Origin of the sequence: Marixanthomonas sp. SCSIO 43207 (assembly GCF_019904255.1) — a bacterium.
Classification (GTDB): Bacteria; Bacteroidota; Bacteroidia; order Flavobacteriales; family Flavobacteriaceae; genus Marixanthomonas.
This window is the reverse complement of the sequence record NZ_CP063203.1, coordinates 2,272,153-2,296,696: the sequence shown is the minus strand read 5'-3', so window position 1 is coordinate 2,296,696 and position 24,544 is coordinate 2,272,153. Positions and strand designations below refer to the sequence as shown.

General features: G+C 34.2%; 27 protein-coding genes. 12 read left to right on the top strand and 15 right to left on the bottom strand.

Annotated elements, in window-relative coordinates; all coding sequences use genetic code 11:
* Positions 1–27: 27 nt before the first annotated feature.
* The 4 genes from INR76_RS10715 to INR76_RS10700 all read left to right on the top strand — a co-directional run bounded on the left by INR76_RS10715 (position 28) and on the right by INR76_RS10700 (position 3,373).
* A complete protein-coding gene (locus INR76_RS10715; protein WP_223107965.1) occupies positions 28–369 on the top strand; it encodes a hypothetical protein in 342 nt (113 codons plus the stop codon).
* On the top strand, positions 359–661 hold the full coding sequence (locus tag INR76_RS10710; RefSeq protein WP_223107964.1) for a hypothetical protein: 303 nt from the start codon (positions 359–361) through the stop codon (positions 659–661). The genes INR76_RS10715 and INR76_RS10710 overlap by 11 nt, the downstream gene beginning before the upstream one ends.
* Positions 662–666: 5 nt before the next feature.
* Positions 667–2,724 carry a PepSY domain-containing protein gene (locus INR76_RS10705; RefSeq protein WP_223107963.1) on the top strand — a complete coding sequence of 686 codons (2,058 nt, stop codon included), beginning with the start codon at positions 667–669 and terminating at the stop codon, positions 2,722–2,724.
* 91 nt (positions 2,725–2,815) lie between these two features.
* Positions 2,816–3,373 (top strand): biopolymer transporter ExbD, encoded by a 558-nt coding sequence (locus INR76_RS10700; RefSeq protein ID WP_223107962.1) that lies wholly within the window; start codon positions 2,816–2,818, stop codon positions 3,371–3,373.
* Here INR76_RS10700 and INR76_RS10695 read toward each other — a convergent pair whose 3' ends face one another.
* A complete protein-coding gene (locus INR76_RS10695; protein ID WP_223107961.1) occupies positions 3,374–4,642 on the bottom strand; it encodes an MFS transporter in 1,269 nt (422 codons plus the stop codon). It abuts the gene before it with no gap.
* A 54-nt stretch (positions 4,643–4,696) separates the two neighbouring features.
* A complete protein-coding gene (locus INR76_RS10690) occupies positions 4,697–5,311 on the bottom strand; it encodes a YqaA family protein (protein WP_223107960.1) in 615 nt (204 codons plus the stop codon).
* Positions 5,312–5,503: 192 nt separating this feature from the next.
* On the opposite strand from INR76_RS10690, the gene rlmF reads away from it, so the two are divergent.
* The gene (gene rlmF / locus INR76_RS10685) at positions 5,504–6,361 is read left to right on the top strand and encodes a 23S rRNA (adenine(1618)-N(6))-methyltransferase RlmF (RefSeq protein ID WP_223107959.1); all 858 of its coding nucleotides are present in this window, start codon (positions 5,504–5,506) and stop codon (positions 6,359–6,361) included.
* Here the strand turns inward: rlmF and INR76_RS10680 are convergent, their stop codons facing one another.
* Complete coding sequence (locus tag INR76_RS10680; RefSeq protein ID WP_223107958.1) at positions 6,362–7,921, bottom strand: DEAD/DEAH box helicase; 1,560 nt, start codon at positions 7,919–7,921, stop codon at positions 6,362–6,364.
* Positions 7,922–8,419: 498 nt separating this feature from the next.
* Between INR76_RS10680 and INR76_RS13970 the strand changes: the two genes are divergently transcribed.
* Positions 8,420–8,554: a hypothetical protein gene (locus INR76_RS13970; RefSeq protein WP_255592594.1), complete on the top strand. Its 135-nt coding sequence runs from the start codon at positions 8,420–8,422 to the stop codon at positions 8,552–8,554.
* A 57-nt stretch (positions 8,555–8,611) separates the two neighbouring features.
* Here the strand turns inward: INR76_RS13970 and INR76_RS10675 are convergent, their stop codons facing one another.
* The 11 genes from INR76_RS10675 to INR76_RS10625 form a co-directional block, all read right to left on the bottom strand.
* Positions 8,612–8,860 carry an acyl carrier protein gene (locus tag INR76_RS10675; protein ID WP_223107957.1) on the bottom strand — a complete coding sequence of 83 codons (249 nt, stop codon included), beginning with the start codon at positions 8,858–8,860 and terminating at the stop codon, positions 8,612–8,614.
* A 2-nt stretch (positions 8,861–8,862) separates the two neighbouring features.
* Positions 8,863–10,137, bottom strand: a complete 1,275-nt coding sequence (locus INR76_RS10670) for a beta-ketoacyl synthase (protein WP_223107956.1) — start codon at positions 10,135–10,137, stop codon at positions 8,863–8,865.
* Positions 10,127–10,591 carry a 3-hydroxyacyl-ACP dehydratase FabZ family protein gene (locus INR76_RS10665; protein WP_223107955.1) on the bottom strand — a complete coding sequence of 155 codons (465 nt, stop codon included), beginning with the start codon at positions 10,589–10,591 and terminating at the stop codon, positions 10,127–10,129. The genes INR76_RS10670 and INR76_RS10665 overlap by 11 nt, the downstream gene beginning before the upstream one ends.
* A complete protein-coding gene (locus tag INR76_RS10660) occupies positions 10,591–11,367 on the bottom strand; it encodes an SDR family oxidoreductase (RefSeq protein ID WP_223107954.1) in 777 nt (258 codons plus the stop codon). Before INR76_RS10660 ends, INR76_RS10665 begins: the two co-directional genes overlap by 1 nt.
* A gap of 1 nt (position 11,368) precedes the next feature.
* Positions 11,369–12,421: a type III polyketide synthase gene (locus tag INR76_RS10655; protein ID WP_223107953.1), complete on the bottom strand. Its 1,053-nt coding sequence runs from the start codon at positions 12,419–12,421 to the stop codon at positions 11,369–11,371.
* A complete protein-coding gene (locus tag INR76_RS10650) occupies positions 12,405–13,133 on the bottom strand; it encodes a methyltransferase domain-containing protein (RefSeq protein ID WP_223107952.1) in 729 nt (242 codons plus the stop codon). Before INR76_RS10650 ends, INR76_RS10655 begins: the two co-directional genes overlap by 17 nt.
* A complete protein-coding gene (locus tag INR76_RS10645; protein ID WP_223107951.1) occupies positions 13,133–14,260 on the bottom strand; it encodes an NAD(P)/FAD-dependent oxidoreductase in 1,128 nt (375 codons plus the stop codon). Before INR76_RS10645 ends, INR76_RS10650 begins: the two co-directional genes overlap by 1 nt.
* Positions 14,261–14,340: 80 nt before the next feature.
* Entirely contained in the window at positions 14,341–15,057 is a 717-nt protein-coding gene (locus tag INR76_RS10640; protein ID WP_223107950.1) for an OmpA family protein, read from the bottom strand.
* Positions 15,057–15,536 carry a lipocalin family protein gene (locus INR76_RS10635; RefSeq protein ID WP_223107948.1) on the bottom strand — a complete coding sequence of 160 codons (480 nt, stop codon included), beginning with the start codon at positions 15,534–15,536 and terminating at the stop codon, positions 15,057–15,059. Before INR76_RS10635 ends, INR76_RS10640 begins: the two co-directional genes overlap by 1 nt.
* A 47-nt stretch (positions 15,537–15,583) precedes the next feature.
* Positions 15,584–15,745: a DUF1328 family protein gene (locus INR76_RS10630; RefSeq protein ID WP_223107947.1), complete on the bottom strand. Its 162-nt coding sequence runs from the start codon at positions 15,743–15,745 to the stop codon at positions 15,584–15,586.
* 98 nt (positions 15,746–15,843) lie between these two features.
* On the bottom strand, positions 15,844–17,850 hold the full coding sequence (locus tag INR76_RS10625; protein WP_223107945.1) for a thiamine pyrophosphate-dependent enzyme: 2,007 nt from the start codon (positions 17,848–17,850) through the stop codon (positions 15,844–15,846).
* Positions 17,851–17,971: 121 nt separating this feature from the next.
* Between INR76_RS10625 and INR76_RS10620 the strand changes: the two genes are divergently transcribed.
* The 4 genes from INR76_RS10620 to INR76_RS10605 are packed head-to-tail and all read left to right on the top strand — an operon-like array spanning position 17,972 to position 20,968.
* Positions 17,972–18,922 carry an isopenicillin N synthase family oxygenase gene (locus tag INR76_RS10620; protein ID WP_223107944.1) on the top strand — a complete coding sequence of 317 codons (951 nt, stop codon included), beginning with the start codon at positions 17,972–17,974 and terminating at the stop codon, positions 18,920–18,922.
* A gap of 2 nt (positions 18,923–18,924) precedes the next feature.
* A complete protein-coding gene (locus tag INR76_RS10615; protein WP_223107942.1) occupies positions 18,925–19,248 on the top strand; it encodes a translation initiation factor in 324 nt (107 codons plus the stop codon).
* Positions 19,245–20,114 carry a nucleoside phosphorylase gene (locus INR76_RS10610; RefSeq protein ID WP_223107941.1) on the top strand — a complete coding sequence of 290 codons (870 nt, stop codon included), beginning with the start codon at positions 19,245–19,247 and terminating at the stop codon, positions 20,112–20,114. Before INR76_RS10615 ends, INR76_RS10610 begins: the two co-directional genes overlap by 4 nt.
* Positions 20,111–20,968 carry a substrate-binding domain-containing protein gene (locus INR76_RS10605; RefSeq protein WP_223107939.1) on the top strand — a complete coding sequence of 286 codons (858 nt, stop codon included), beginning with the start codon at positions 20,111–20,113 and terminating at the stop codon, positions 20,966–20,968. The genes INR76_RS10610 and INR76_RS10605 overlap by 4 nt, the downstream gene beginning before the upstream one ends.
* 222 nt (positions 20,969–21,190) lie before the next feature.
* On the opposite strand, the gene ung is transcribed toward INR76_RS10605, so the two are convergent.
* Positions 21,191–21,856 (bottom strand): uracil-DNA glycosylase, encoded by a 666-nt coding sequence (ung, locus tag INR76_RS10600; RefSeq protein WP_223107938.1) that lies wholly within the window; start codon positions 21,854–21,856, stop codon positions 21,191–21,193.
* A gap of 50 nt (positions 21,857–21,906) precedes the next feature.
* On the opposite strand from ung, the gene INR76_RS10595 reads away from it, so the two are divergent.
* Together INR76_RS10595 and INR76_RS10590 are read left to right on the top strand one after the other, a co-directional pair.
* Entirely contained in the window at positions 21,907–24,090 is a 2,184-nt protein-coding gene (locus INR76_RS10595) for a DNA mismatch repair protein MutS (RefSeq protein ID WP_223107937.1), read from the top strand.
* Positions 24,091–24,107: 17 nt separating this feature from the next.
* A complete protein-coding gene (locus INR76_RS10590) occupies positions 24,108–24,515 on the top strand; it encodes a thiol-disulfide oxidoreductase DCC family protein (RefSeq protein ID WP_223107935.1) in 408 nt (135 codons plus the stop codon).
* Positions 24,516–24,544: the final 29 nt, after the last annotated feature.

The window sequence follows — 24,544 nt, the reverse complement described above, 5'->3', positions numbered from 1 at the left end:
AGGGTTATTGCCTTTTAAAAGAATAAGATGATTACAGTAATTTTTTTACTTACTATTATTGGCTTTTATATGCTGCTGTTAACCTCACAGCGAGCAGTAATTCCCAAAACAGTGCCTGAACAAAAGATTGTATCACAACATAAAACAATCTTTAAAACTTCTGGGTTGTTTATTCTTTTTATAGCATTTATTATAAGTTGTTTACAATGGGGACTTGCAGCAGGAATTATCACAGAATTCATTATTTTATCAATACTTGATAGTTTACTTGTTCTTCTAGTACCTATGCAGCTCATCAATTATAAACAATTGACAGTGCTGTTCATCTTATCACTAACCTTTGAATTATACCTTACATATGCCGGCTAACAGAAAATATTTAACAGATTCTCCATGGCAGAGAGGTGCAAAAATATCAGCTGGTATTTTGGGTGGTTACATCATATCGGCTTTATTACACATTGCCTTAGCATATTGGTTACCTAATTACAAATTAGTACTTATTACTTCGGCTTACTCACTTTATATAGTTTGGGTTGCCATTATGATTGTTTCATTTATGGCTAAAAACGGATGGAGATTATGGGCCTTATACTTGATCATCTGTATTGTTTTGGCCGTAAGTATTTATTTCGGAAAAATATATAATCCTATTAATTAAGTTATATGAATAAACGCAATTACAATATATTTTTTCATACACATACCGTGAGTGGTATTGTAATAAGCGTTGCATTGTATATAATCTTTTTTGCGGGAGCTTTTGCATTGATTAAAGATGAAATTACTGCTTGGGAAAAAGAAACTCCCGTGCAGATAGAAAAAGCTCAAGAAATAAACTACAATCGAGTTATAGATAGTATAAAGGGGCGTGGTTATAATCTCTACGGAAGAGATGTGCGAATGATTGCTCCAGATGCTAAGCAGCAATTGTATGTTTTATTGAGCCCCTCGCAAGACAGTACAATTGTTAATAACCCTGATAAAAAGTACTATTTTTTCTTAGATGCTCATGAGTATCACTTTTCTGAATATTATGATTTTTATAGCATAGGTGAACTTATTTATAGACTTCATTTTTTTAGTCAAGTTCCAGTTATAGGTATATACATTGCCGGTTTTATAGCTGTTTTCTTCTTATTTGCAATAGTCACGGGTGTTCTTATTCATTGGAAAAAAATCATTCAGAATTTTTATGTTTTTAGACCCAAAAAGAAATTAAAAACCATTTGGACAGATGCCCATACCGTTTTAGGGATGATTGGGCTTCCGTTCCAATTTGTATTTGCTGTTACAAGTTGTTTTTTATGCCTTTCGGCTTTGGTGTTGATTCCTGCAAATTATGTTTTTGACAACAACCAAGAAAAAACAATTGAAGCGTTGCGACCTATGGCAAAAACGTATCCTCTTGAAAATAAAAAATTGGATACCATTCCAGACTTGAATGTGTTCATGGAAAAAACACATAGCAAATGGGAAAACTTTACCCCTGCTCAAGTTTACATACGAAATTATGGAGCTGAAAACATGAAGTTTCAAGTAGATGGTTTGCTAGATCCCAATCAAAAATTTTTAGGTAATGGTCGAACCGTTTATGATGTAGCTTCACAACAACTTATTTCAGAAAAAAATCCTTTTGAAAATGATTACTTGGAAGATGTAGAACTAACGATAAGAAGGTTGCATTTTGGTGATTTTGGAGGATTGCCTTTAAAGTTCATTTATTTTTTAATGGCTTTAATTACTTGTTTTGTAATTATATCTGGAGTGTTAATCTGGCTAGAAGCTCGAAACAAAAAAAATATTTCTGCTTCACAAAAGCTTTATAACAGGAAAGTAGGTCATATATATTTGGCTATTTGTCTAGGTATGTATCCTATTACTGCTTTTTCATTTGTGGTAGCAAAATTACTTCCTCGTTCACTTGATCCATCTAGAGAAACTATTTTATATTGTGTTTACTTTCTTGGTTGGGCACTGGTTGCTGGATTTTTCAGGTTTTTGCGAGATAATTATAAAACCAATAAATATAGCTTAGTATCTGGGGGTATTATAGGTCTTATCATACCATTGGTAAATGGATTAACTTCAGGAAATTGGTTTTGGAAAACCTTTGCCAATGCTCAATACGAAATTTTTTGTGTTGATTTTTTCTGGATACTTATGGGCTGTACTTCACTTTGGATAGTGACTAAATTAAAACGTCCGGTTCGAAATATAGCTCATTCAGACCTTGTGACATCACGAAACATAGAAATTAAAGAAACGGTTGATGCTACTACATTACAACCAACAAAAACCTTAAAGTTTATGAGAACAAAAACTGCGATCTTATGGTTATTTTTAGCAATAGGATTTATTGTACATCACATTTATGGCTTGTTCAGTGTTTATTATAATGAATCTGTAATGATTGAAGGAGCCACAGGCGATGTACCAATAAATCACCATCTATGGAGAGTTGCTCTAGAAGGTTTAGCCTTATTATTCTTTTTATTTACATTAGAAATAAAAAAATCTTGGTTTAGATGGACGTCTTTCTGCTGGGCGTTGATTGTCGGGTTTTTTAATGTATATCATTTTATAGCATCATTATTTTATGAAGCTTCAAACATTTCAGAATTATTGATACTTGCATTAATGGTTCTTGCTTCAATTTTCCTTGCCAAAAGCATCCTTGCCTGGAATAAAGAAGAAATTAAAACAGCGCTTCAAAATCAATAGGAGTGTTTCTAAAAACGTTACTAATACATATTAAGTAGTCTGGCACCTTTTTTGAAGTTTACTCATAACTAACACATTAAATCCATCAGTTATGAGACACGCAAACAAACGTCCTGAAGTTCATGCAGGTAGTATGGCAGATATTGCTTTTCTACTTCTTATTTTCTTTTTAGTATCGACTACCATTGCTAACGATAAAGGTATTGTAAGAAAAATTCCAGAACCTTGCCCTCCGGGACAAAAATGTGATACCGAAATCAACGAAAGAAACATGTTAAGTATTACTATAAATGAAGAAGGTGAACTATTTATCAATGAATCTATTACAAAGTATAAAGATTTAAAAATTATTCTGAAAGAATTTATTGATAACAACGGAGATTTGAGCTGTACCTATTGCCACGGAAATCAAGTTTCTACCGCTTCAGATCACCCAAAAAAAGCATCAATTTCAATTGAAACACATCCAAAAACACCCTATAAAGTGTTTATAACTGTTCAAAATGAATTGACTGCAGCTTATCAAGAATTACGCGAACAGTACATAACAAACGTCTTGAAGAAAGAAGTAGATCAGCTTAGCAAAGAAGAAATAAAACAAGTACAAGAAGCGTATCCGTTCCGCATTTCAGAAGCTGCTATAAAGTAATTAGGATTCTTTTTCGGGTTCTTCTAAATCTTTACGCAAATCTAGTTTTCTAAACTTTGGAAGCAGTGCTCCTGTTGTTACAACAGTAATTAAGGTCATACATCCTCCAAAAACAACGGCAGTCACTGTTCCCATTAATTTTGCGGTTAGACCGCTTTCAAAAGCACCTAATTCATTAGAAGACCCTACAAACATTGAATTTACAGATGCTACGCGACCTCGCATAGCATCAGGTGTTTTTAATTGAAGGATAGTTTGCCTTATTATCATAGAAATTCCATCTGTAACACCACTCATAAACAGAGCAAAAACAGACAGCCAGAACCATGTAGAAAGACCAAAAACAATGATACAAACTCCAAAGCCAAAAATAGCTGCCAGTAATTTCATCCCAGCATTTTTATTTAGTGGAAAATAAGCAGATGTAAACATAATAATCGCTGCACCAACTGCTGGAGAAGCCCTTAATATTCCGAAGCCTTCAGAGCCTACGTGCAGTATGTCTTGAGCAAAAATAGGTAATAATGCAACTGCTCCACCAAAAAGTACAGCAATCATATCAAGCGTTAAAGCACCCAAAATGATTTTATTGTTGAAAACAAACTTTAGCCCTCCTTTTAAACTCTTCATTACTGGCTCACCAATATTGGGGTTTAAAACCGGTTTTTTTGGTATTTGAAACAAACTGAATAAAGCCAATAATGAAAAACCAAAAATTAAACACATAGACCAATGTACTCCTATCCAGTGAATTGTAAACCCTCCCAGTGCAGGACCTAACACCGCTCCTACTTGCCAAACCGAACTACTCCAGGTTGCAGCATTAGGATATACTTTCTTTGGAATTAACAATGAGAATAAAGAAAAAATTGTAGGTCCGATAAATGCTCTTACAATGCCGCCGAGAAAGACTAGCGCGTACACAATGTATAATATGGTTTGAGTAGCAAGTCCTTCAATAACGCGAGGCCACGTGATTAAAAAAAGACCAAAACTAATCACCGAAAAGCCAATAATACATTTAATAAGAAGGCTTTTTTTCTCTTTTTGATCTACCACATGCCCAGCAAATAATGCCATAGAAACAGCGGGAATCACTTCCATTAATCCAATAATACCAAGAGACAAAGGATCTTTTGTAATACTGTACACCTCCCATTCTATCACTACAAACTGCATTGTCCATGCAAAAACTAGTGCAAAACGTAAGAGTAAAAAAATATTGAATTCTCGGTACCGAAGTGCCGCGTAAGGATCATTTTTGGCCATAAAAAAACTATTGTTTTCTTATCGCAAAATTACCATTCTTTTAAAAAGGTTTACCTACATAATGCTAAAAATAGCAATACCGTAAATTGCAAAACGGGCAAATCTAAGTAGTCCAAATAGTAAGTAGTTACTGAACTTGTAGTTTATTGTTCCTGCTGCCATACTTGTCATTGAAAAAGGGATAGGCAATAAAGCTCCTACAATGATTAAAAAACCTCCCCATTTACGTACGTTTTTAAGGTGTTTTTTCATTCTTACTTCTACATACTCAAATACAGAAGGAATTTGTAAAATCCATTTTCCGATGAAATAACTTCCTATTCCACCTAAATAGGATAAGGTAGCCAATATGGACAAATAAACAACAGGGTCTGAAGTTTTATTTGACCAAGCAATAAATATTTCTGGAGGTATTAAACCTAAAAGGGTTTCGCTCACAAAGAAAACCAACAAGACACTTATGGGAGGGTACGTTTCGGTTACGTGTGTGAAGAATGCACTAAAATCTATTAATAACCAATCTACCAAAAACAGCACCCCTACAAATAATAATATAGGTATTATTGCTTTTTTAAGGCTATTACCTACAAAGGTGTAAAAGCCGGTGTAGCTATAATATTTATGTAACCGTTTAAGATTATGTTCTTTTTTTCGTTCCGTCTTATCCATATATCTTTCTTCTTAAACTAAATATACTCACTTTGCATTTTAAAAGCTGCAAATATAATGCTAAAAAAACAATCTTAATTTATGAATTGCTTATTTAGAGGTTAAAAATTGTTAAATCAAAAATTACGAGAGAACACGTATACGTGATTGACAATAATTATTCTATTTTTAACAATACTAACCAATTAAACTATGCATCCAAATAATAAACACAATAGTTCCTATAATTTTTCAAGTTTAGGCAACGTTCATACCGATCTTAATAATTACGTCTTTATGAATTGCTATGGTATTAAAACCATAGATTTTTCAGATCAACAAGCTGTATTTCACTTAAATAAAGCTATTTTAAAAAAAGATTATAACCTTAACGATTGGACTATACCCAAAAATTATCTTTGTCCGCCAATTCCCGGACGAGCAGATTATATATATCATTTAAACGATTTACTTACTGAAGAAAACTCAAGTAAATCTATCACAGGTCTTGACATTGGTGTAGGCGCTAGTTGTATTTATCCTATTTTGGGCTCTAGACTCTATGGATGGAATATGGTAGGTTGTGACATAAGTGATACTTCTATAAAAGCTGCGACCAAAAATATTGCAGCTACGCCAGATTTAAAGAAAACGATACAATTAAGGCATCAAAAAGATCCTGCTAATATTTTTACTGGCATCATTAATAATGATGAATTTTATAATTTTACAATGTGTAACCCGCCTTTTCATTCTTCAAAAGAAGAAGCTGCCAAAAAAGCTTTAAAAAAAATGAAGAATTTAAGGTATAAAGAAACTACTACTCCCAACTTTGGTGGGCACGCTAATGAATTATGGTGTAATGGTGGAGAAAAACTTTTCTTAAAACGTATGATTAAAGAAAGTAAAGCGTTTAAAAACCAAGTAGGATGGTTTACGTCTTTGGTTTCAAGGAATAAAAATCTTCCGAAGATTAAAAAATACCTAAAAAAAGCTGACGCCAATTACCGCATTATAGACATGTCACAAGGCAGCAAAAAAAGCAGAATTGTTGCTTGGCAATTTGATTAACTATTCTTCTGGAGGATAACCGTTGATTTCTTCAAAAATAGTATCAAAATTTTCTCTCAAATAAGAGCGTAGTTTTACTCTATAATCTTTTTTAAGCCAACTCACAAAGTTGTGTGTGCTTTTGCTTATACACTTAGTGTAGTGCTCAATACGATGGTCAATATCATCGCCTAATTCTTTAGCAAGTATAAGGGCATCAAAAACATCTTCGCTATTTTCTATACACATTCTTGCATGATGTTCAATTGAGCGTTCTAGAATTACCTTGGTTGATTCTCCATTTTTTACAGATTCTGTATAGGCTGTTTTTACATTAAAATATACATCTTCAGTTTTGGAGAACATTTCACGTAACTCATCAGGCATTTCATACCTAAAGTTACTTTCTAGTTCTTCGTCATCTATTAGGTTATCTAAAAAGTATTTAGGTGATTTAAATATACGTTGCCAATCTAGATCTTCTCCCCAAGCACCAAAACGATAAAAGTTATTTCCTAAATCTATTACGTTAAAAGTAGATTTATTGTTTGTGATTCGAGAGCCACGCCCTATCATTTGATAGTATAATGTAAGTGATCGTGTAGCACGGTTCAAGATTATGGTCTCTACAGAAGGTTCATCAAATCCGGTTGTTAAGATACTTACTGAAGTTAAAATAGCATCTGGCGTTTCTTTGAACCATTTTAATATCATTTTACGCTCCTTTTTTGAAGCTGTGTTGTCAAGGTGCATAATAGGATACCCTGCTCTTTTAAAGGTATCATAAACATAAAGAGAGGTGTTAATTCCGTTATTAAAGATTAGGGTTTTTTTACCTTTGCTTCTTTCTTCATAGGCTTGAAGTAAGCGGCTTAACATATCGGTTCCCGTATATAAATCATCTGAAGATTGAACGGTATAATCTCCATTTGATCCTACAACAAGCGAAGTAAGACCTACATTGTATGAATAATTTATTGCTTTTGCCAAAAACTCATTTTCAATCAATGATGCAATACTTTCACCAACGATTAATTCGTCATAATTATCCTTCATAGGAAGCTCAACATTTGAACTTAAAGGCGTTGCTGTTACACCAAGTAAAAAGGATTTGTCAAAATATTTAAAGAGTTTTGTAAACGAGTTGTAGTGAGCCTCATCAATAATTACCAAACCAATATCTGAGATATCCAACATATTATCCCTAAGTCTATTGTTTAAGGTCTCTACCATAGCTACAAAACAGCTATATTGGTCTTGATCATCAAGATTTGCTGTACTGTTAATTACTTTATTAACAACACCAAACTCTGTCAACATAGCCGAAGTTTGTTTACACAATTCAATACGGTGTGTTAATACTAAAACTTTTTTCTTTCGGGTACGAAGGTATTCCCGTACTATTTCAGAAAAAATTACGGTTTTACCACCACCGGTTGGTAATTGATATAATAAATGGTGATCCTCTGGAGCTTCTTCAAAACTTTTAAAAATCTTGTTTATAGCTCCCCTTTGGTAGTTATAAAGGTCTTTATCAGTCTTTTTTTCTTTTAATATTGTGTTGTTACTCGTAGTAGCCATTTATAATCCTTTCTGAAAAATAAGGTTGCAAAAATAAAGCCTTTTAAGCGTTTTCAAAGAATTTTTATCAAATAATTTTGAATTGATTTTATTCAATTTTCTGAAAAACTACTAAACAAGTATATAATGACTCCTGTACACCTGAAAAGTTAAAAGTATGTTAAATTACTACTTTGTAATGCATAGTACTGTAACAAAACGAATAGTATGTCGTCTATTTAATAGAAACCTTTAAAAAACATTTATTATGAGAACTTTAGACAGCAATCAAATCACACAACGTTTACAAAATTCAAACAGTTACACTTGGAATCAAAAAAGAAGATACCGCTAAAAGTCAAAAATTAAATTAATCAATTAAAAAACAACAATTATGAGAACGCTAAACAGTAACCAAATTACAGAACGCTTACAAAACTCAAATAGCTATACCTGGAATCAAAAAAGAAGATACCGATAAGCTGAGGTCATTATCAATCAATTAAAAAACAATCTATCATGAAAATTCAAAGAAACGTACGAAAAAGGCTGATAAGTGCTGCCAGAAAACAGCACTCCTTCTTCCCTTTTAGAGAAAACACACATACCTATGAAGATCCATATTTTGAAGAAACCAACCGCTACGCGTATTAAAAAACGGTTGATGACACAACAATAAAGCTGAAATTATAAGTATTAATTTCAGCTTTTTTATTTTAGCTTTTCTTTAATTATTGCAATCGCATCGTTTATGGTGCGTAGATTTTCCATATCGGTATTTTCAAAAGCTACATCAAACTCATCTTCTACATCTAGTACCACATCAACTAAGTGAGCAGAGTTAATATTCAATTCACCGGTTAAATCTTTATCTGGAGTAATCTCATTTTCTGAAACGTCTTCAGGTAAATATATTTTTATAATAGGAAGTAATTTCCCATAAATTTGTTCATTGGTCATTATCAATTTTTTCTTCTAAAGATAACACAGGAATTTACATCTCCAAAACCAAAACTAGCTTTAATAGCTGTTTTTATTTCAATATTTTTAATCTTACGTAAAACCTTTTCACTAGCGACTAGTTTTTCAATTTCAGGATGAATGTTTTCACAGTTACTATTTGAAAATAAAAAATGTTTATTCATTTGTAAAATAGTTGATACAGCTTCAATACTACCGCTAGCCGCCAAGCAATGTCCTGTCATCCCCTTGAGTGAATTAATGTAAGGAAAGTCGCTTCCTTTTCGGTTTAAAGCTTTTGACCAGTTTTCAACTTCGACTGCATCTTTTGTGGTTGCGGTTAAATGACCGTTTATGTAATCAATTTCAGATGCATTAATCCCCGCCGAATGTATCGCAGCAACAATGCATTTTTTAACCGCTGTACTATTAGGAGCCGTCATACTCCCTACACCGCGTTGCCCTCCACTGTTTACTGCACCGCCTAACACTTCTGCATAAATTTGCGCACCTCTTTTTTCTGCACTTTCTAGTGATTCTAGCATTAATGCTCCGGCACCACAACCAGGAACAAAACCAGTTGCATCTGCACTCATTGGCTTTGATGCGGCTGTAGGGTTTTGGTTAAATTGATACGGTAAAATACGCATCGCATCAAAACCTCCCCAAACATAGGGTCCGCCATCGTTGCTACTTCCACAGAGCATTTTAGTTGCTCTTCCAGAGGCAATTTGCTCATAGCCCATTAAAATGGCTTCGGTACCTGTTGCACAGGCAGAAGCATTACTCGTAACCTGATTTCCTGCACCAATCTTACCTCCCAAGTAGGCACTTACACTACTTGCCATTGTTTGACTTACAGTGTTACTTCCTAAGCGGCGTACATTTTTAGCGTCAATTTTATAAAATGATTCTCTAAATTTCTCGGCAGAACTATTTCCAGACCCAAATATGACTCCTACATCCCAGAGTGGCTCTGCATCTTTTGCAGCGGGTTCAATATTGGCATCTTTCAAAGCATCCATCCCGGCAATGACACCATAAAGTATATTATTACTATTAAAATTTTTAAGTTGAAGTTGAGTAAAATATTGATTGATTTTTTCTTCAGAAATTGTAGGAATTCCACCTATTTGACAAGAAAAGTTTGCATCTTTTAATTCTTGATGAAACGTGATTCCTGAAGTGCCGGCTTTGATAGCTTTTAAAAACTCTGGAACACCTACTCCATTAGGAGCTACCACCCCAAGACCGGTTATAACTACCCTATTTCTCATCTTCTGAAAACTTTATCATTCCGCTAATTGTTCCTTTGCAAATTACTTCCTCTTTACTATTCAGCATTTTGACAGCACATTTAAGTTTATTAAACCGAAAATATTTCTTTTCAGAAATAACTGTTACCGTCTCACCCGGATAAACGGGTTTTAAAAAATCAATATTTGTATTGCTCATTGCAACTTGCAATCCCGCTGTGTTAAAATGAGAATCTTCTTTTGATAGTAAATATATTCCTAAACACACCACCCCTATTTGTGCCATACATTCGGTAAGAATCACACCTGGTGTTACAGCTATTTCTTTAAAATGGCCTTCATAAAAATACGCCTCTGGACTAAACATGTAGATACCTTCAACTCGTTCTTCAGATATAGACACTATTTCATTTACAAACAAAAAAGGGTCTTTGTAGGGTAAGGCATCAAGAATGGTTTTAAATGTATTTTCCATTACTGTAAACTTTCTCCTCCATCTACTTTTAGGATGGTTCCGTTAATCCAATTTGCTTCGTCTTTACATAATAGATACACGGCATTTGCAACGTCATTTGGTTTGGTAAGTCTATTAAATGGATTTCGTTTTTTTGCTTTTTCTGAAAGTTTTTCACTTCCGGGTATCATTTTAAAAGAAGGTGTTAAGGTGGTTCCGGCTTGTATACAGTTGGTAGTAATTTGTTGTGTAGCAAGCTCTACAGCCATTTGGCGCATTAAGGCTTCTAGTGTTGCTTTTGCAGCAGAAACAGCTCCATAACCTGGCCAAACTTTATTATTTCCTTCGCTGGTAAAAGCAATGTTGCGTGCATTTTCAGAAAATATAGACTGGGAGATTAAAGCTTGTGTCCACTCATACCAGCTTGTTGCCATGCTATGCAATGTTAAATCAATATCTGTTATAGAAAGCATATTTAATTGTGCCGCTTGCATCGTTTTTAAACTTCCTTTAGCTATACTATGAACCAATACTTTTAAGCCTTGTTTGGGCAGTGATGTTAAAACTGCTTTTATAGTAGCTTCTTTTAAGGCGTCTTTGTTAAATTGTATCACTTCTACCCCATTCTCTTCAAGAAGGTTTGTTTCTTTTAAAAAATCTGGCATACTGTTTTTACGGGTGCGATGTACGATGCATATATTCATTCCATGGACTGCCAATTTATGTGCTGTAGCCAAACCTAAACCACTGCTACCACCCAAAATTAAAGCCCATTTATTGGTAAATTCTTTCTTCATATTAAAATTCTATTAGAATTCGTTGTGCAGAAAAACCGGGTCCGAAACTTAACATCAATCCCAAATCTCCCGTTTTGATATTTTTCTTTAAAAAACGCTCCATCACAAAAAGCACCGTAACACTACTCATATTACCATACAATTTAAGGACTTCTTTTGTATCATCTATGTTTTTTCCTAAACTTCCGAAAAGATTTTCAACCGTTTGTACTATTTTTTTTCCGCCGGGATGAAAAATTAAATGATCTATATCATCAATTGTTTTATTGTTTTGCTTCAGAAATGGATGTATAATATCAGGAAAATGATTGGCGATGGTTTGTGGTACATCTTTATCTAAAATCATTTGCAGCCCGGTATTTACCAATTTAAAACCCATTAATTGTGTAGCATCATAAAAGTGATACATAGCTTCATCAAGTAGTTTGGGCCCAGAGTCTTGTTGATTTGAGGATAAAAGAACACACGCTGCGCCATCACCAAAAATTGCAGCACTCACAATATTTGCCATAGAATAATCTTCTAACTGAAATGTGGCGGTAGGTGCTTCAATTGCAATCACAGCAGCTCGTTTTCCTGGATTGGCTTTTAAAAAACTTTTTGCATAAATCATTCCTGAAACTCCGGCTGCACACCCCATTTCGGTAACAGGAAGTCTTACTACATCGTCTCTCAATTGCAGTTCGTTTATTAAATAGGCATCAACTGAAGGAATCATAAAACCGGTACAACTAACGGTAATTATAAAATCAATATCTGTAGCGTTCCAAGAGGCTTGTTGCAGAGCTTTATGTAAAGATTGTTTCCCCAGTTTTTTTACCTCTCTTGTGTAAATTTCATTTTTTGATTCAAAATCGGTATTGGTAAAAACTTCTTCAGGATTCATAATAGAATAGCGTCTATCAACGCCAGAACCTTCAAAAATTTTAATCACTTTACGCTGAAATCTGGACTCTTGACCTTGTAACCACATTTTTACCAACGGAATTGTCTCTTCTGTTGCTTGTGAATATGGAGGAAGCTGGGTTGCAACCGTTTTAATCGTTATGCTCATATTGTTTCTTTAAAATCCATTGATAGCGAAACGCCCATTTCCAACGAATGTGTGATTTTTGATTGTATATTTTTTCAGAAAAAAGTTCAATTTCACGTCTTTTAAACCCTCTAGCTACTGAAACTAAACCATCATTTTTGGCTATATCTGTTTTTAGAAAAATACGACTAAAAATTTTAAAAAGACTAAAAGCCAATTTATTTCTGTTTAAATCATTTACAACAACACCCATATTTGCACTATCAACTAGTTTTTGAAGTATTAAGGTGATTTCTTCATTTTTAAAGTGATGTAAAAAAAGATTGCACACAATAATTTCAGCATGAGGAAGTGATTGGCTTGAAAACACATCAAACTGTGTAAAGGTTATATTTTCATAAGGTTTACATCGTTTTTTTGCTTCTGAAATGATATGCTTATTTGCGTCTAGACCTATAAGATTAAAATTAAAACTATATTTTTTTCCGAAACGTGCACATTGACGAAGCATCTCACCATCACCGCAACCAATGTCTAAAATGGTAATACACTTTTGATTATCATAGCCTGTTAGTAGTTTTTTAATGCCATTTAAGGTAATAGAAGCACCTCTAAGTAATGTACTCACCGTTTTTAAGTCTGTTAAAACAGCTTGCATATCTTTACCTTGTAAATGGAAAGAATCCATTACTTCAATTTCAGTAGAGCGATATTTTGAGGAGAAGCTAGGCATTATGAAATGGGGTTTCCGTGTGTTTTTTTTATGATTGTTTTAAGCAAATACGGAATTGTTTTCACTGCAGAAAAACCAATATTTGTTGCCGTTTGATTCATTAAAACTCGTTGAATCAACCGTCCTGTTCTTACTCTGTTTGAGAAAGTTGAATTCCAAGATTTGGTGTACGCGTTTTCTATAAGATTTCTGTTTTTAGGGTTTTTACCTTCGTGCTTCAGAAACAACTCTGAAAACAATTTGGCACTGTGAATAGCCATCGCCATACCGTTTCCGCATAAAGGATGAATTAATCCTGCACTATCGCCAATCATAAATATATGATTTTCTACCGGTTTTTTTGATTGAAATGATACCTGGCTTATTGTTAAAGGAGCATCAAACAAAGGAGTTGCTTTTGAAAAAAAAGTATGCAATGCTTTATTTTTACTCATATTATTTTCTTGATAAGCATCGATACCATCGTGTTTTTTAAATGAATGATAGGTTGCCAAGTAACAAGCATTGACGGTGCCGGTTTCTGTTTTTGAAAGTCCGCAATAACCTCCATTAAAAGAATGCAAGGCAACAAGGTTGGAAGGGAAATCATAATCATAATGAGCTTTTACAGCTAACCAAGGTGACTTATGTTGTATAAAGCTTCTACTTAATTTTTTATCTAAGTTTGACCTTTTACCAAAACTTCCAATCACATACGTGGCATGATATGTAGTATCGCATTGTGTAGAAACTTTAAAAACTCCGTTTGTAAAACCTATAGAGGTAACCGTTTTAAATTCAAAATCGACTGTTTCTTTAGCTTTGTTATAGAGAAGGTTATCAAAGGCATAACGACTTATACCAAAGCCTCCTAATGGTAATGTTGTGGTAATTTCTTTATTTGTAGGTGTCGTGATTAGTAAGTTTGAAATCTTAACAACATTCTTTTTGATGGGATTAACTCCTATAGACTGCAAATAAGGTAATATTTCATTTGAAACATATTCGCCACAAACTTTATGGTGCGGATATGCTTTTTTTTCGAGGACCAATATAGATACACTGTAATTTGAAAGATGGATAGCACTTGTGAGCCCGGCTAAACCACCTCCAACTATAATGATATCATATTTTTTGTATTGCTTCATTACATTTAATAGTGTATAAACATAAAAAATCCTGTTTTAAATTTTAAAACAGGATTTTATAGCATTAGTGAAATTAGTTATTAATTTCCACCTTGTTGTGCTTCTTGTTCAGCTTCTTGAACCATTTTCTCATTTGGTACAATTGCAATATTTACTCGTCGGTTTTTAGCTCTTCCGGCTTCAGTATTATTATCAGCTACAGGAGTTTGCTCACCGTACCAGTTTGTAGTGAAACGACCATTACTCAATGCTTTGGTTTGCGTAAAATAGTTTGTTACAGCCTGAGCACGTTGTTTTGAAAGCGTCATGTTATACTCCTCAGATCCTGTACTATCTGTATGTCCTACTACAAGTACATCTGTATCTGGATATTCACGTAGTACACTAGCAAGTTTATCTAGCGTAGCTTGTGAAGCAGCGTTAATATTGTATTTGTTTGTATCAAAATAAACACCACTATTTTCATCAAAAGTAACTACAATACCATCGTCCACACGTTCTACTTGAGCACCTGGTATTTCAGTTTCAATTTTTTGAGCTTGTTTATCCATTTTATTACCAATGATAACACCTGCAGCACCACCAGCAACACCACCAATTACAGCACCAATCTCTCCGTTACCACCTTTACCTATATTGTTACCTAGAATTGCTCCAAGTATGGCTCCACCGGTAGCACCAATTACTGCTCCTTTTTGTTTATTGTTTGCATTTTTTACTGCTTCGCAATTGGTAAACGCTACAAGAAAAAGTAATGCCACTCCAATTACTGATATTTTTTTACTTATATTTTTCATTATTCATTGATTTTTGTAAAGTTCATATTAATTGTAAAAGGTGACCCTTCTAGACTTACGGTTTGCTCCCAACGCATAGTTGATTCATTAAGTTGAGCTAAACGCAGCCTAAATCCAGTATTATCTGGTGATTTACCTTTTGCATTGGTTGGTTTTAATAAGAAATCGTATAATCCAGTTGTTGGATCTACTTCTTGAATAGTAAAGATAAAGTTACGATCTCCAGTAGGGCATTCACCATTATTTATAGTATAAACTCCAGTGTTGTTATTTGGAATGAACCTCCACGTTGATCCTTCAAAACATTCTTTTGAAGTGTCACCCAATAGAGAAACATTAAATTCACCAGATTCGCTATACGTTATATTGTCTAATGCCCAATAGCCTTTAATAATTTTACGTGATTCTGAAACTGTTTTAGGCACACCACAAGAAATTGCAGTCATAACTACAACAGCTAATACAAATAGTTTTTTCATATTTGGTTGTTTAAGTTTAAAAAGTTAGAATTTGAAATTTTATTGGTTTATCTTCTGAATAACCTTGAAAGTAAAGATAGCACTAAAAGCACTATAAATATCCAAAAAATAATCATTGCAATATCAGTAGCTCCTTCTGCAATTCCTCCGAATCCAAAGATAGCTGCAATGATTGCAATTACTAGAAAAATAATAATCCAACGTACCATAATTTTTGAGTTTTAATGATTAGTATACCACTAAGGTACGTAAGAAAAAGTCTAGCTAACGCATGTTTAGAATAAGTTTAACAGCAAATGTTAACATTTTAAAAAGCTAGAAGATCACTTAATTCAGCCTTAAAACGTTCCTTTGGAAGGTACTGTTTTTCAAGGTTCGCAGCGAATGGTATTGGTGTTTCCAAACTTGCAACTCTACGAATTGGTGCATCTAAATATTGAAAACAGTTTTCAGAAATCATTGCTGAAATATCTGAAGCAATTCCACCAAACATAGAATCTTCTTGCAAAATAATTACTTTCCCAGTTTTTTGTACCGATGCAAAAATTGTTTCGGTATCTAAAGGAGAAAGTGTTCGCAAATCAATTAAATCTGCTGAAGTTTGATTAATTTCTTCTAGAACATCCAATGCCCAATGCACACCGGCTCCATAGGTAATAATAGTCACAGCCTCACCTTCTCTTAAAACAGAAGCTTTTCCTAATGGTAGCGTATAATAATTGGTGGGTACATCTTGCCTTATACTTCTATAGAGTGCTTTATGCTCAAAAAACATAACAGGATTTGGGTCGTTTATAGCACTTGCTAATAATCCTTTTGCATCATACGGAAATGCAGGATATACAACTTTAAGACCGGGCGTGTGGGTAAACCAAGCTTCATTTGTTTGACTATGAAACGGTCCTGCTCCTACTCCGGCTCCACAAGGCATACGAATTACCACATCTGCCGGTTGATTCCATCGATAGTGACTTTTTGCCAAATAATTGACAATAGGATTAAAACCTGAAGTAACAAAATCACCAAATTGCATTTCCATAACAGATTTAAACCCGTTGATTGATAATCCCATTGCAGATGAAACAATCGCCGATTCACAAATAGGTGTGTTACGTACTCGTTCTTTTCCGAACGCATCAATAAATCCGTCTGTAATTTTAAAAACACCGCCATACTCAGCAATGTCTTGTCCCATAATGACCAAGTTATTGTGTTTTTCCATGGATTGTTCTAACCCTTCTGAAATGGCATCAACAAATCGTTTTTCTTCAACTGTAGAGCCAGGTGCTGTTTCTTCATAATCATACTCTCTGTAAACGTCTTTAGTTTCAATAGTCTTATCTGCTTGGATTACGTCTTCAGAAAAAGCAAGATCTAAGTTTTCATTTATTTCGGCTATAATTTCTTCTTTATAGTTAACAATATCGGTTTCAGAAAGAATACCTATTTCTTGAAGATAAGCACTGTAATTTTCTAAAGGGTCTTTTGCTCCCCATTCGTCCATTAATTCTTGCGGAACATATTTGGTACCACTCGCCTCTTCATGACCGCGCATTCTGAAGGTTTTAAACTCCAACAATACAGGACGTGGATTGTTACGCATGTCTTCAACAAGTGCTTTTACTTTTGAATATACCTCAAGAATATTATTTCCGTCAATAATGTGTGACTCCATTCCATAACCTTTGCCTCGATCTGCTAAATTTTCACAATTGTATTGTTCATTGGTTGGAGTTGATAAGCCATACCCGTTATTTTCTATACAAAATAAAACAGGTAATTGCCATACAGAAGCTACGTTAAGAGCCTCGTGTATATCACCTTCGCTAGTACCGCCTTCACCTGTAAACACAGCACATACTTGGTTGTTTTCTTTTAGTTTATTTCCTAAGGCGATACCATCTGCAACGCCAAATTGTGGCCCAAGATGAGATATCATACCTACAATTTTAAACTCTTGCGTACCAAAGTGAAAACTACGGTCGCGTCCTTTTGTAAATCCGTTTGCCTTTCCTTGCCATTGTGAAAAAAGCCGGTATAAAGGAATATCACGAGACGTAAAAACACCTAGATTACGGTGCATTGGTAAAATGTATTCTTCGTTATCTAACACGGCGGTAATCCCTACCGAAATAGCTTCTTGCCCAATCCCACTAAACCATTTTGATATTTTTCCTTGTCGTAATAAAATAAGCATCTTTTCCTCTATTAATCGAGGTTTCAGCATTTTTTTATATAAAGAAAGTAACGTAGAATCATCAAAATTTTCACGATTATAATCAAAATGAATAGTAGGTGCAGTTTGCGAACTCATAGTTTATATTTAGTCATTCAAATGTAGAAAAAATAGCTGTTCAGCAATGCGATTAATTCACTTTTTTAACTTCGTTAATCCTCAGTATATTTGGTATATTTGTACTTGCTAAACATATGTTATGAATAATATACCCAGTGTAGATCTTGCAGACTTTTTGTCTGAAGACCCAAAAAGAAAGCAAAAGTTTGTAGATGAGATTGGTAAAGCTTATGAAGAAATAGGCTTTGTTTCTCTAAAAAATCATTTTTTAAGTGATGATTTGGTTGAAAACCTATATAAAGAAGTAAAGTCGTTTTTTGCGCTTCCGTTAGAAACAAAAGAGAAGTATGAAATTGAAGGCCTTGGCGGACAGCGCGGTTATGTTTCTTTCGGAAAAGAACACGCTAAAGGAAAAAAAGAAGGCGACTTAAAAGAATTTTGGCACTTTGGTCAAGAACCCGACGCCGAAGCAAATTTACCCGAAGAATACCCAGATAATGTACAAGTAAACGAACTTCCAGACTTTAATCACACTGGAATGGAAGCTTATCGAATGCTTGAAAAAACCGGTATTTATGTTTTAAGAGCTTTAGCCTTATACATTGGGATTGAAGAAACTTATTTTGATAAATGGGCAACAAATGGTAACAGTATTTTACGCCCTATTCATTACCCGCCAATTACAGAAGAACCAAAAGGTGCGGTACGCGCAGGAGCTCACGGAGATATTAACCTTATTACACTGTTAATGGGAGCTTCATCTGGCGGACTTCAAGTTTTACGCAAAGACGGTAAATGGATTGATGCCATTCCGCAGGAAGATGAATTAGTAATTAATGTAGGTGATATGCTTGAGCGCCATACCAATAACAAATTACGTTCAACAATTCACAGAGTTGTAAACCCACCGAAAGACCAATGGGATACTCCTCGATATAGCATTCCGTTTTTTATGCATCCTCGAAGTGATATGAAATTAAATTGTCTTGAAGAATGTATTGACGAGCAGCATCCAAAAGCGTATCCAGATATCACTGCCGGTGACTTTTTACACCAACGCCTAGTAGAGATAGGACTGATTAAAGAATAAATATGGATTTACAAGATCAATTAAAAAATTTATTTCCAGACCACGAAGTTCCTGAAGAACCCAAAGAAGAAAAATCTTCAGTTTGGTTACAAGATGAACCGCTTCATTGCAAATATGAAAAACGCCGTGGTAAGCCTATTACAATAATAGATAATTATAACGGGGCACAAAGTGATTTTAAACAACTAGCAAAAGAGCTCAAAAAAATGCTTGGTGTAGGCGGTAGTTTTAAAAATGAACAAATATTAATTCAAGGTGATTATCGAAAAGAGATTATGCAATTTTTAAAAGATAAAGGCTTTGCCGTAAAACGTGTTGGTGGATGAGAATTGCTGAATCTGAATTAATCATAAACCCAGACGGAAGTATTTATCACCTCCATTTAAAACCTGAAGATCTTGCCAAAACCATTATCACAGTAGGAGATCCTGAGCGAGTAGAAAGTATTTCAAAACATTTTGACGCTTTAGAAGTTGACGTTCATAATAGAGAGTTTAAAACTCACACAGGCACGTATAACGGGAAACGAATCTCAGTAATTTCTACAGGAATAGGAACCGATAATATTGATATAGTTTTCAATGAACTAGATGCATTGGTCAATATTGATTTTGAAAAACGTACACAAAAAGATGTATTAACACAACTTACCATTGTTAGGGTTGGCACATCAGGTGCGGTACAACCAAACATACCAATTGATTCTTTTTTAATTTCTGAAACCGCAATTGGCTTTGATAACTTGTTACATTTTTATGCAAATACTTCATTTGAAAATAAACCTTTTTCAGAAGCATTTATTAAACACACCAATTGGTCTACAAAAAAATCGGCGCCCTATGTCATCAATGCAGATCAATCTTTACTAAACCTTTTTTCTGAAAATGATTATATAAATGGAGTTACTGCCACAAACGTAGGCTTTTACGGTCCTCAAGGTAGAGTTTTACGCCTACCATTACAAGATGCAGACCTAAATGAAAAACTTACCTCTTTCTCTTTTGAAGGAAAGAAAATAACCAATCTTGAAATGGAAACGTCTGGTATTTATGCTATGGCAAAACTTTTGGGCCATAAAGCACTTTCGTTAAATGCTATTTTAGCCAATAGACCTAATGGTACATTTAGTAATACCCCTAAAGAGACCGTGGAAACCTTAATTAAACAGACACTGGAAATACTTACAAAATGAAAAAAATGCTGATAGGCGGCGTGCCCGAACACTTCAATTTACCTTGGTATTTAACCCTTAAAGACAAGAAATACCATAATGCCAATATTAATCTTAGGTGGAAAGATTACTATGGCGGTACTGGTGAAATGTGCAAAGCTCTTAGAGATGGGAGTGTTGATATGGCCGTGATTTTAACAGAAGGAATTGTACGAGACATTATAAATGGTAATGATTCAAAAATTGTACAAGTATTTGTAAAATCACCATTGTTATGGGGTATACACGTTGCTGACAACTCAGACTATGAAACTGTTTCAGATTTAAAAGGAACTGAAGCTGCTATAAGTAGATACGGTTCGGGTTCTCATTTAATGGCTTACGTAAATGCTGAAAACCAAGGTTGGGATTATGAAGACGATCTTGAATTTAAAGTAATAAAAGACTTGGAAGGTGCATTAAAAAATCTTCCCGAAGGTAACGGAGATTACTTTATGTGGGAAAAGTTTACTACAAAACCGTACGTAGATAACGGTCCTTTTCGTTTGGTTGGAGAATGCCCTACACCTTGGCCTTGTTTTGTAATTGCTGTACGTAATGAAGTTCTTGATAATGAAAGCGAAGCTGTAAAAGCTATTTTACAAATTATCAATGAATCTACTCTAGATTTTAAAAACATTCCAGATATAGATAAGGTCATCTCAAAACGATATGATCAAAAGCTAGAAGACGTACGTCAATGGTTAGCATTAACCGAATGGAGTCAAAAAAACTTAACCGAAGAAGAACTTAAAAACGTTCAAGATAAATTATTAGAATTAAATTTAATTGACACTAAAGTGGCTTCAGAAAAGGTACTTTGGCAGCCTTCTTAAAAAAAATAGTATTTTTTTACGCAACCTTTTTAAATAGCTCGCATCTTACTTATGTAAAGTAAGCTATTTATGACTACATTTTTAATAATTTTAGGGGCTTTACTTGTAACTAACTTTCTGTTATTACAATTTAGTTGCAACGATACAACAGAGCCAAATAAAGACAAATAAGTAACCATTACTATAAATGGAATTATGTAAAATCTTGAGGGTAGTGTTATGCTACCACTCGATTTTTTCTTTTCCATTTTTTTCTAAATAAGCATTTGTTTTACTGAAATGCTTATTACCAAACCAATATCCTCTATTAGCACTCAAAGGTGAAGGATGACCGCTTGTTAAAACTAAGTGTTTTTGTCTGTCTATTTTGGCACCTTTCTTTTTAGCATAACCGCCCCACAATAAAAAAACCAAACCTTCCCTATTTTCTGAAAGTTTTGAAATCACAGCATCAGTAAACTGCTCCCACCCTTTCTTTTGGTGGCTTCCGGCTTGATGCGCTCGTACGGTTAAAGTAGCATTTAAAAGTAAAACTCCTTGATTGGCCCATCGCTCTAGATTTCCGCTTGATGGCACAGGAATTTGTACATCTGTTTTTATTTCTTCAAAAATATTATTCAAAGAAGGTGGTTTTGTTACCCCATCGGCTACTGAAAAACACAATCCATTTGCTTGTCCTTCTCCGTGATACGGATCTTGACCCAAAATAACTACTTTAACCTTATTAAAAGGTGTATGATCAAAGGCAGAAAAGATTTGTTTACCCGGCGGAAAGCATTTGTTTTTTTCATATTCATTTTTTACAAACTGAATCAATTTTTCAAAGTATGGTTTTTCAAATTCATTCATTAATTGCTCCTTCCAACTTTCTTCAATAGTTACCTGCATTATATGTATTTTTGTATTCAGAAAACGTAAAAATACAGTATTAAAGGCGAATGGTCCGTATCGATTCAAAAACATTGCAGGATTTAGAATTTCCTGTTGTTTTGCAGCAAATAGCAGATTTTTGTATTACAGAACCCGGCACCAACAAAGTGCTTAAAGTACAACCTTTTAAAAACACAGATAAGGTTGCCGCAGAGTTATACCGTGTTAAAGAGTTTACTGCTTCTTTTAACAGCGATAGCCCTATCCCAAATCACGATTTTGAGCCTATCAATAAAGCCCTTCAATTACTTGATATAGAAAACAGTGTGTTAGAGATTTCAAGTTTCAGAAGAATACGTTCAGTAACCGATACAACTGCTGATTTACTGAAGTTTTTTAAAAAATTTGAAGAGTTTTACGTTTACTTAAATAAATTTTCTTCTAAGGTAAGTTACACCTCCATTATTTCAGAAGAAATTCAAAAAAAAATTGATCGTTTTGGGGATGTGAAAAATGATGCTTCAGAAGAGCTAGCAGCTATAAGAAGAAGACTCAATCAAGTAAAGGGACAAATAAACTCTTCGTTTTCAAAAGCACTTAACCATTATTCACAAGCAGATTATCTTGATGAAATACGAGAAACCGTTGTAGACAATCGTCGTGTATTGGCAGTAAAAGCGATGCACCGCCGTAAAATAAAAGGTGCTGTTTTGGGCAATTCAAGAACGGGCAGTATTGTGTACATTGAGCCGCAAGAAACCCTTGAGTTTGCAAATGAACTTAGCAATTTAATATACGAAGAGCAAGAAGAAATAAAACGTATTTTAAAACAACTTACCGAGTTTGTAAGACCCTACAAAAAGTTGTTGAAGCAATACCAGAATTATCTTTCAAAAATTGATGTGTTGTATGCAAAAGCCAAGTACGCCAATGCTATCAATGGAGTTTTACCCATTTTGACAGAAAAAAAATTCTTGTATTTAAAAGACGCTTTTCATCCGTTATTGTGGGTGGCAAATAAAAAAAGAAATGAAAAAACGTTTCCGCAAACCATTTCTTTAGAACCCGAAAAGCGAGTTATAGTTATTAGCGGACCCAATGCCGGTGGTAAAAGTATCACCTTAAAAACCGTTGGGTTATTACAAGTGATGCTGCAAAGTGGTTTATTAATTCCTGTAGATCCATTAAGTGAGTTTAGTTTTTTTGATCGCGTGTTAACAGATATTGGCGACAATCAATCTATAGAAAACCACTTAAGTACGTATAGCTACCGATTAAAAAAAATGAATCAATTTCTTCGGAAATGTAACCAAAACACGCTTTTCTTAATTGATGAGTTTGGTACGGGAAGTGACCCAGAACTTGGCGGAGCACTGGCCGAAACATTTCTAGAGGTTTTTTATGAACGAGAAGCATTTGGTATTATCACAACACACTACTCCAATTTAAAAGTTCTAGCAACCGAATTACCATATGCTATCAACGCCAATATGCAATTTGATAATAGAAGTCTAGAACCTTTATATCAATTGCATCTTGGTGAAGCAGGTAGCTCTTTTACTTTTGAAGTAGCGCAAAAGAACGGTATTCCGTATAGCTTAATAAACAAAGCCAAAAAGAAAATTGAACACGGAAAAGTTAGGTTTGATAAAACCATTGCTAAGTTACAACAAGAACGATCTCAATTGCGAAAAACTTCAGCAAACTTAAAAAGTGAAGAGCAAAAAGCTCGTGAAGAAAGCAAACAACTTGAAGAAGTTAACAATCGCGTACAAGAAAAACTAGAGAGCTTTCAAGAATTGTATGATAGTAATCAAAAAATGATTTCACTTGGAAAAAAAGTGGATTCACTGGCGGAAAAATTTTTCAATACCAAAAAGAAAAAGCCTTTGCTTGATGAGTTGTTTAAACTCGTTTTAAAAGAAAATAGCAAACGAAAAAAACCTAAGCCGAAAAAGAAACCGGTAAGCAAAGCACAGAAAAAAGCCGAAAAAGCAAAAAAACACGAAATAAAGCAAGAACTTGAACAAAAAGTTGCGGCAATAAGAAAAAAGAAAAAGAAAGAAAAAGCCGAAGCCAAAAAAGCTCCACCACCAAAACCAAAAGTTACTTTGAAAGTTGGTGATCGCGTACGTATGATTGATGGTCGTGCCATAGGAACTATTGATACAATTGAAAAGCAAAAAGCAATTGTAAACTACGGTATGTTTACAGCAGATGTGAGCTTGAAAGAATTAGAAAAAGTTTCATAAAATACATTCACTTTTATTTGAAAACTGAAAAAAAACATAAAATCATTCTCTTTGACGGTGTCTGCAATCTTTGCAATAGTTCGGTTACGTTTGCAATTAAACGAGATAAAAATGATATTTTTCGTTTTGCTGCTTTACAAAGTGAGATAGGCATGCAGCTTATTTCAAAATTTAAAATTGATACTTCTCAAACAGACTCTATCATACTGGTAGAAGGTAATAAGTATTACGAAAAATCATCGGCAGCACTACACATTGCCAAACATCTATCTGGTGGTTGGCCGCTACTTTACGGATTTATCATTCTCCCAAAATTCATCCGCAATGCTGTTTATGATTTTATTGCTAAGAACCGCTATAAATGGTTTGGCAAAAAAGAAAGCTGTATGATCCCAACACCTGAATTGCAAGCAAAATTTTTGTAATGGAGGTATTAAAAAACAGGTTATTATTG

Coding starts and splice junctions, on each gene's coding strand:
- INR76_RS10715 (WP_223107965.1), top strand. CDS start 28: ATGATTACAGTAATTTTTTTACTTACTATTATTGGCTTTTATATGCTG.
- INR76_RS10710 (WP_223107964.1), top strand. CDS start 359: ATGCCGGCTAACAGAAAATATTTAACAGATTCTCCATGGCAGAGAGGT.
- INR76_RS10705 (WP_223107963.1), top strand. CDS start 667: ATGAATAAACGCAATTACAATATATTTTTTCATACACATACCGTGAGT.
- INR76_RS10700 (WP_223107962.1), top strand. CDS start 2,816: ATGAGACACGCAAACAAACGTCCTGAAGTTCATGCAGGTAGTATGGCA.
- INR76_RS10695 (WP_223107961.1), bottom strand. CDS start 4,642: ATGGCCAAAAATGATCCTTACGCGGCACTTCGGTACCGAGAATTCAAT.
- INR76_RS10690 (WP_223107960.1), bottom strand. CDS start 5,311: ATGGATAAGACGGAACGAAAAAAAGAACATAATCTTAAACGGTTACAT.
- rlmF (WP_223107959.1), top strand. CDS start 5,504: ATGCATCCAAATAATAAACACAATAGTTCCTATAATTTTTCAAGTTTA.
- INR76_RS10680 (WP_223107958.1), bottom strand. CDS start 7,921: ATGGCTACTACGAGTAACAACACAATATTAAAAGAAAAAAAGACTGAT.
- INR76_RS13970 (WP_255592594.1), top strand. CDS start 8,420: ATGAAAATTCAAAGAAACGTACGAAAAAGGCTGATAAGTGCTGCCAGA.
- INR76_RS10675 (WP_223107957.1), bottom strand. CDS start 8,860: ATGACCAATGAACAAATTTATGGGAAATTACTTCCTATTATAAAAATA.
- INR76_RS10670 (WP_223107956.1), bottom strand. CDS start 10,137: ATGAGAAATAGGGTAGTTATAACCGGTCTTGGGGTGGTAGCTCCTAAT.
- INR76_RS10665 (WP_223107955.1), bottom strand. CDS start 10,591: ATGGAAAATACATTTAAAACCATTCTTGATGCCTTACCCTACAAAGAC.
- INR76_RS10660 (WP_223107954.1), bottom strand. CDS start 11,367: ATGAAGAAAGAATTTACCAATAAATGGGCTTTAATTTTGGGTGGTAGC.
- INR76_RS10655 (WP_223107953.1), bottom strand. CDS start 12,421: ATGAGCATAACGATTAAAACGGTTGCAACCCAGCTTCCTCCATATTCA.
- INR76_RS10650 (WP_223107952.1), bottom strand. CDS start 13,133: ATGCCTAGCTTCTCCTCAAAATATCGCTCTACTGAAATTGAAGTAATG.
- INR76_RS10645 (WP_223107951.1), bottom strand. CDS start 14,260: ATGAAGCAATACAAAAAATATGATATCATTATAGTTGGAGGTGGTTTA.
- INR76_RS10640 (WP_223107950.1), bottom strand. CDS start 15,057: ATGAAAAATATAAGTAAAAAAATATCAGTAATTGGAGTGGCATTACTT.
- INR76_RS10635 (WP_223107948.1), bottom strand. CDS start 15,536: ATGAAAAAACTATTTGTATTAGCTGTTGTAGTTATGACTGCAATTTCT.
- INR76_RS10630 (WP_223107947.1), bottom strand. CDS start 15,745: ATGGTACGTTGGATTATTATTTTTCTAGTAATTGCAATCATTGCAGCT.
- INR76_RS10625 (WP_223107945.1), bottom strand. CDS start 17,850: ATGAGTTCGCAAACTGCACCTACTATTCATTTTGATTATAATCGTGAA.
- INR76_RS10620 (WP_223107944.1), top strand. CDS start 17,972: ATGAATAATATACCCAGTGTAGATCTTGCAGACTTTTTGTCTGAAGAC.
- INR76_RS10615 (WP_223107942.1), top strand. CDS start 18,925: ATGGATTTACAAGATCAATTAAAAAATTTATTTCCAGACCACGAAGTT.
- INR76_RS10610 (WP_223107941.1), top strand. CDS start 19,245: ATGAGAATTGCTGAATCTGAATTAATCATAAACCCAGACGGAAGTATT.
- INR76_RS10605 (WP_223107939.1), top strand. CDS start 20,111: ATGAAAAAAATGCTGATAGGCGGCGTGCCCGAACACTTCAATTTACCT.
- ung (WP_223107938.1), bottom strand. CDS start 21,856: ATGCAGGTAACTATTGAAGAAAGTTGGAAGGAGCAATTAATGAATGAA.
- INR76_RS10595 (WP_223107937.1), top strand. CDS start 21,907: ATGGTCCGTATCGATTCAAAAACATTGCAGGATTTAGAATTTCCTGTT.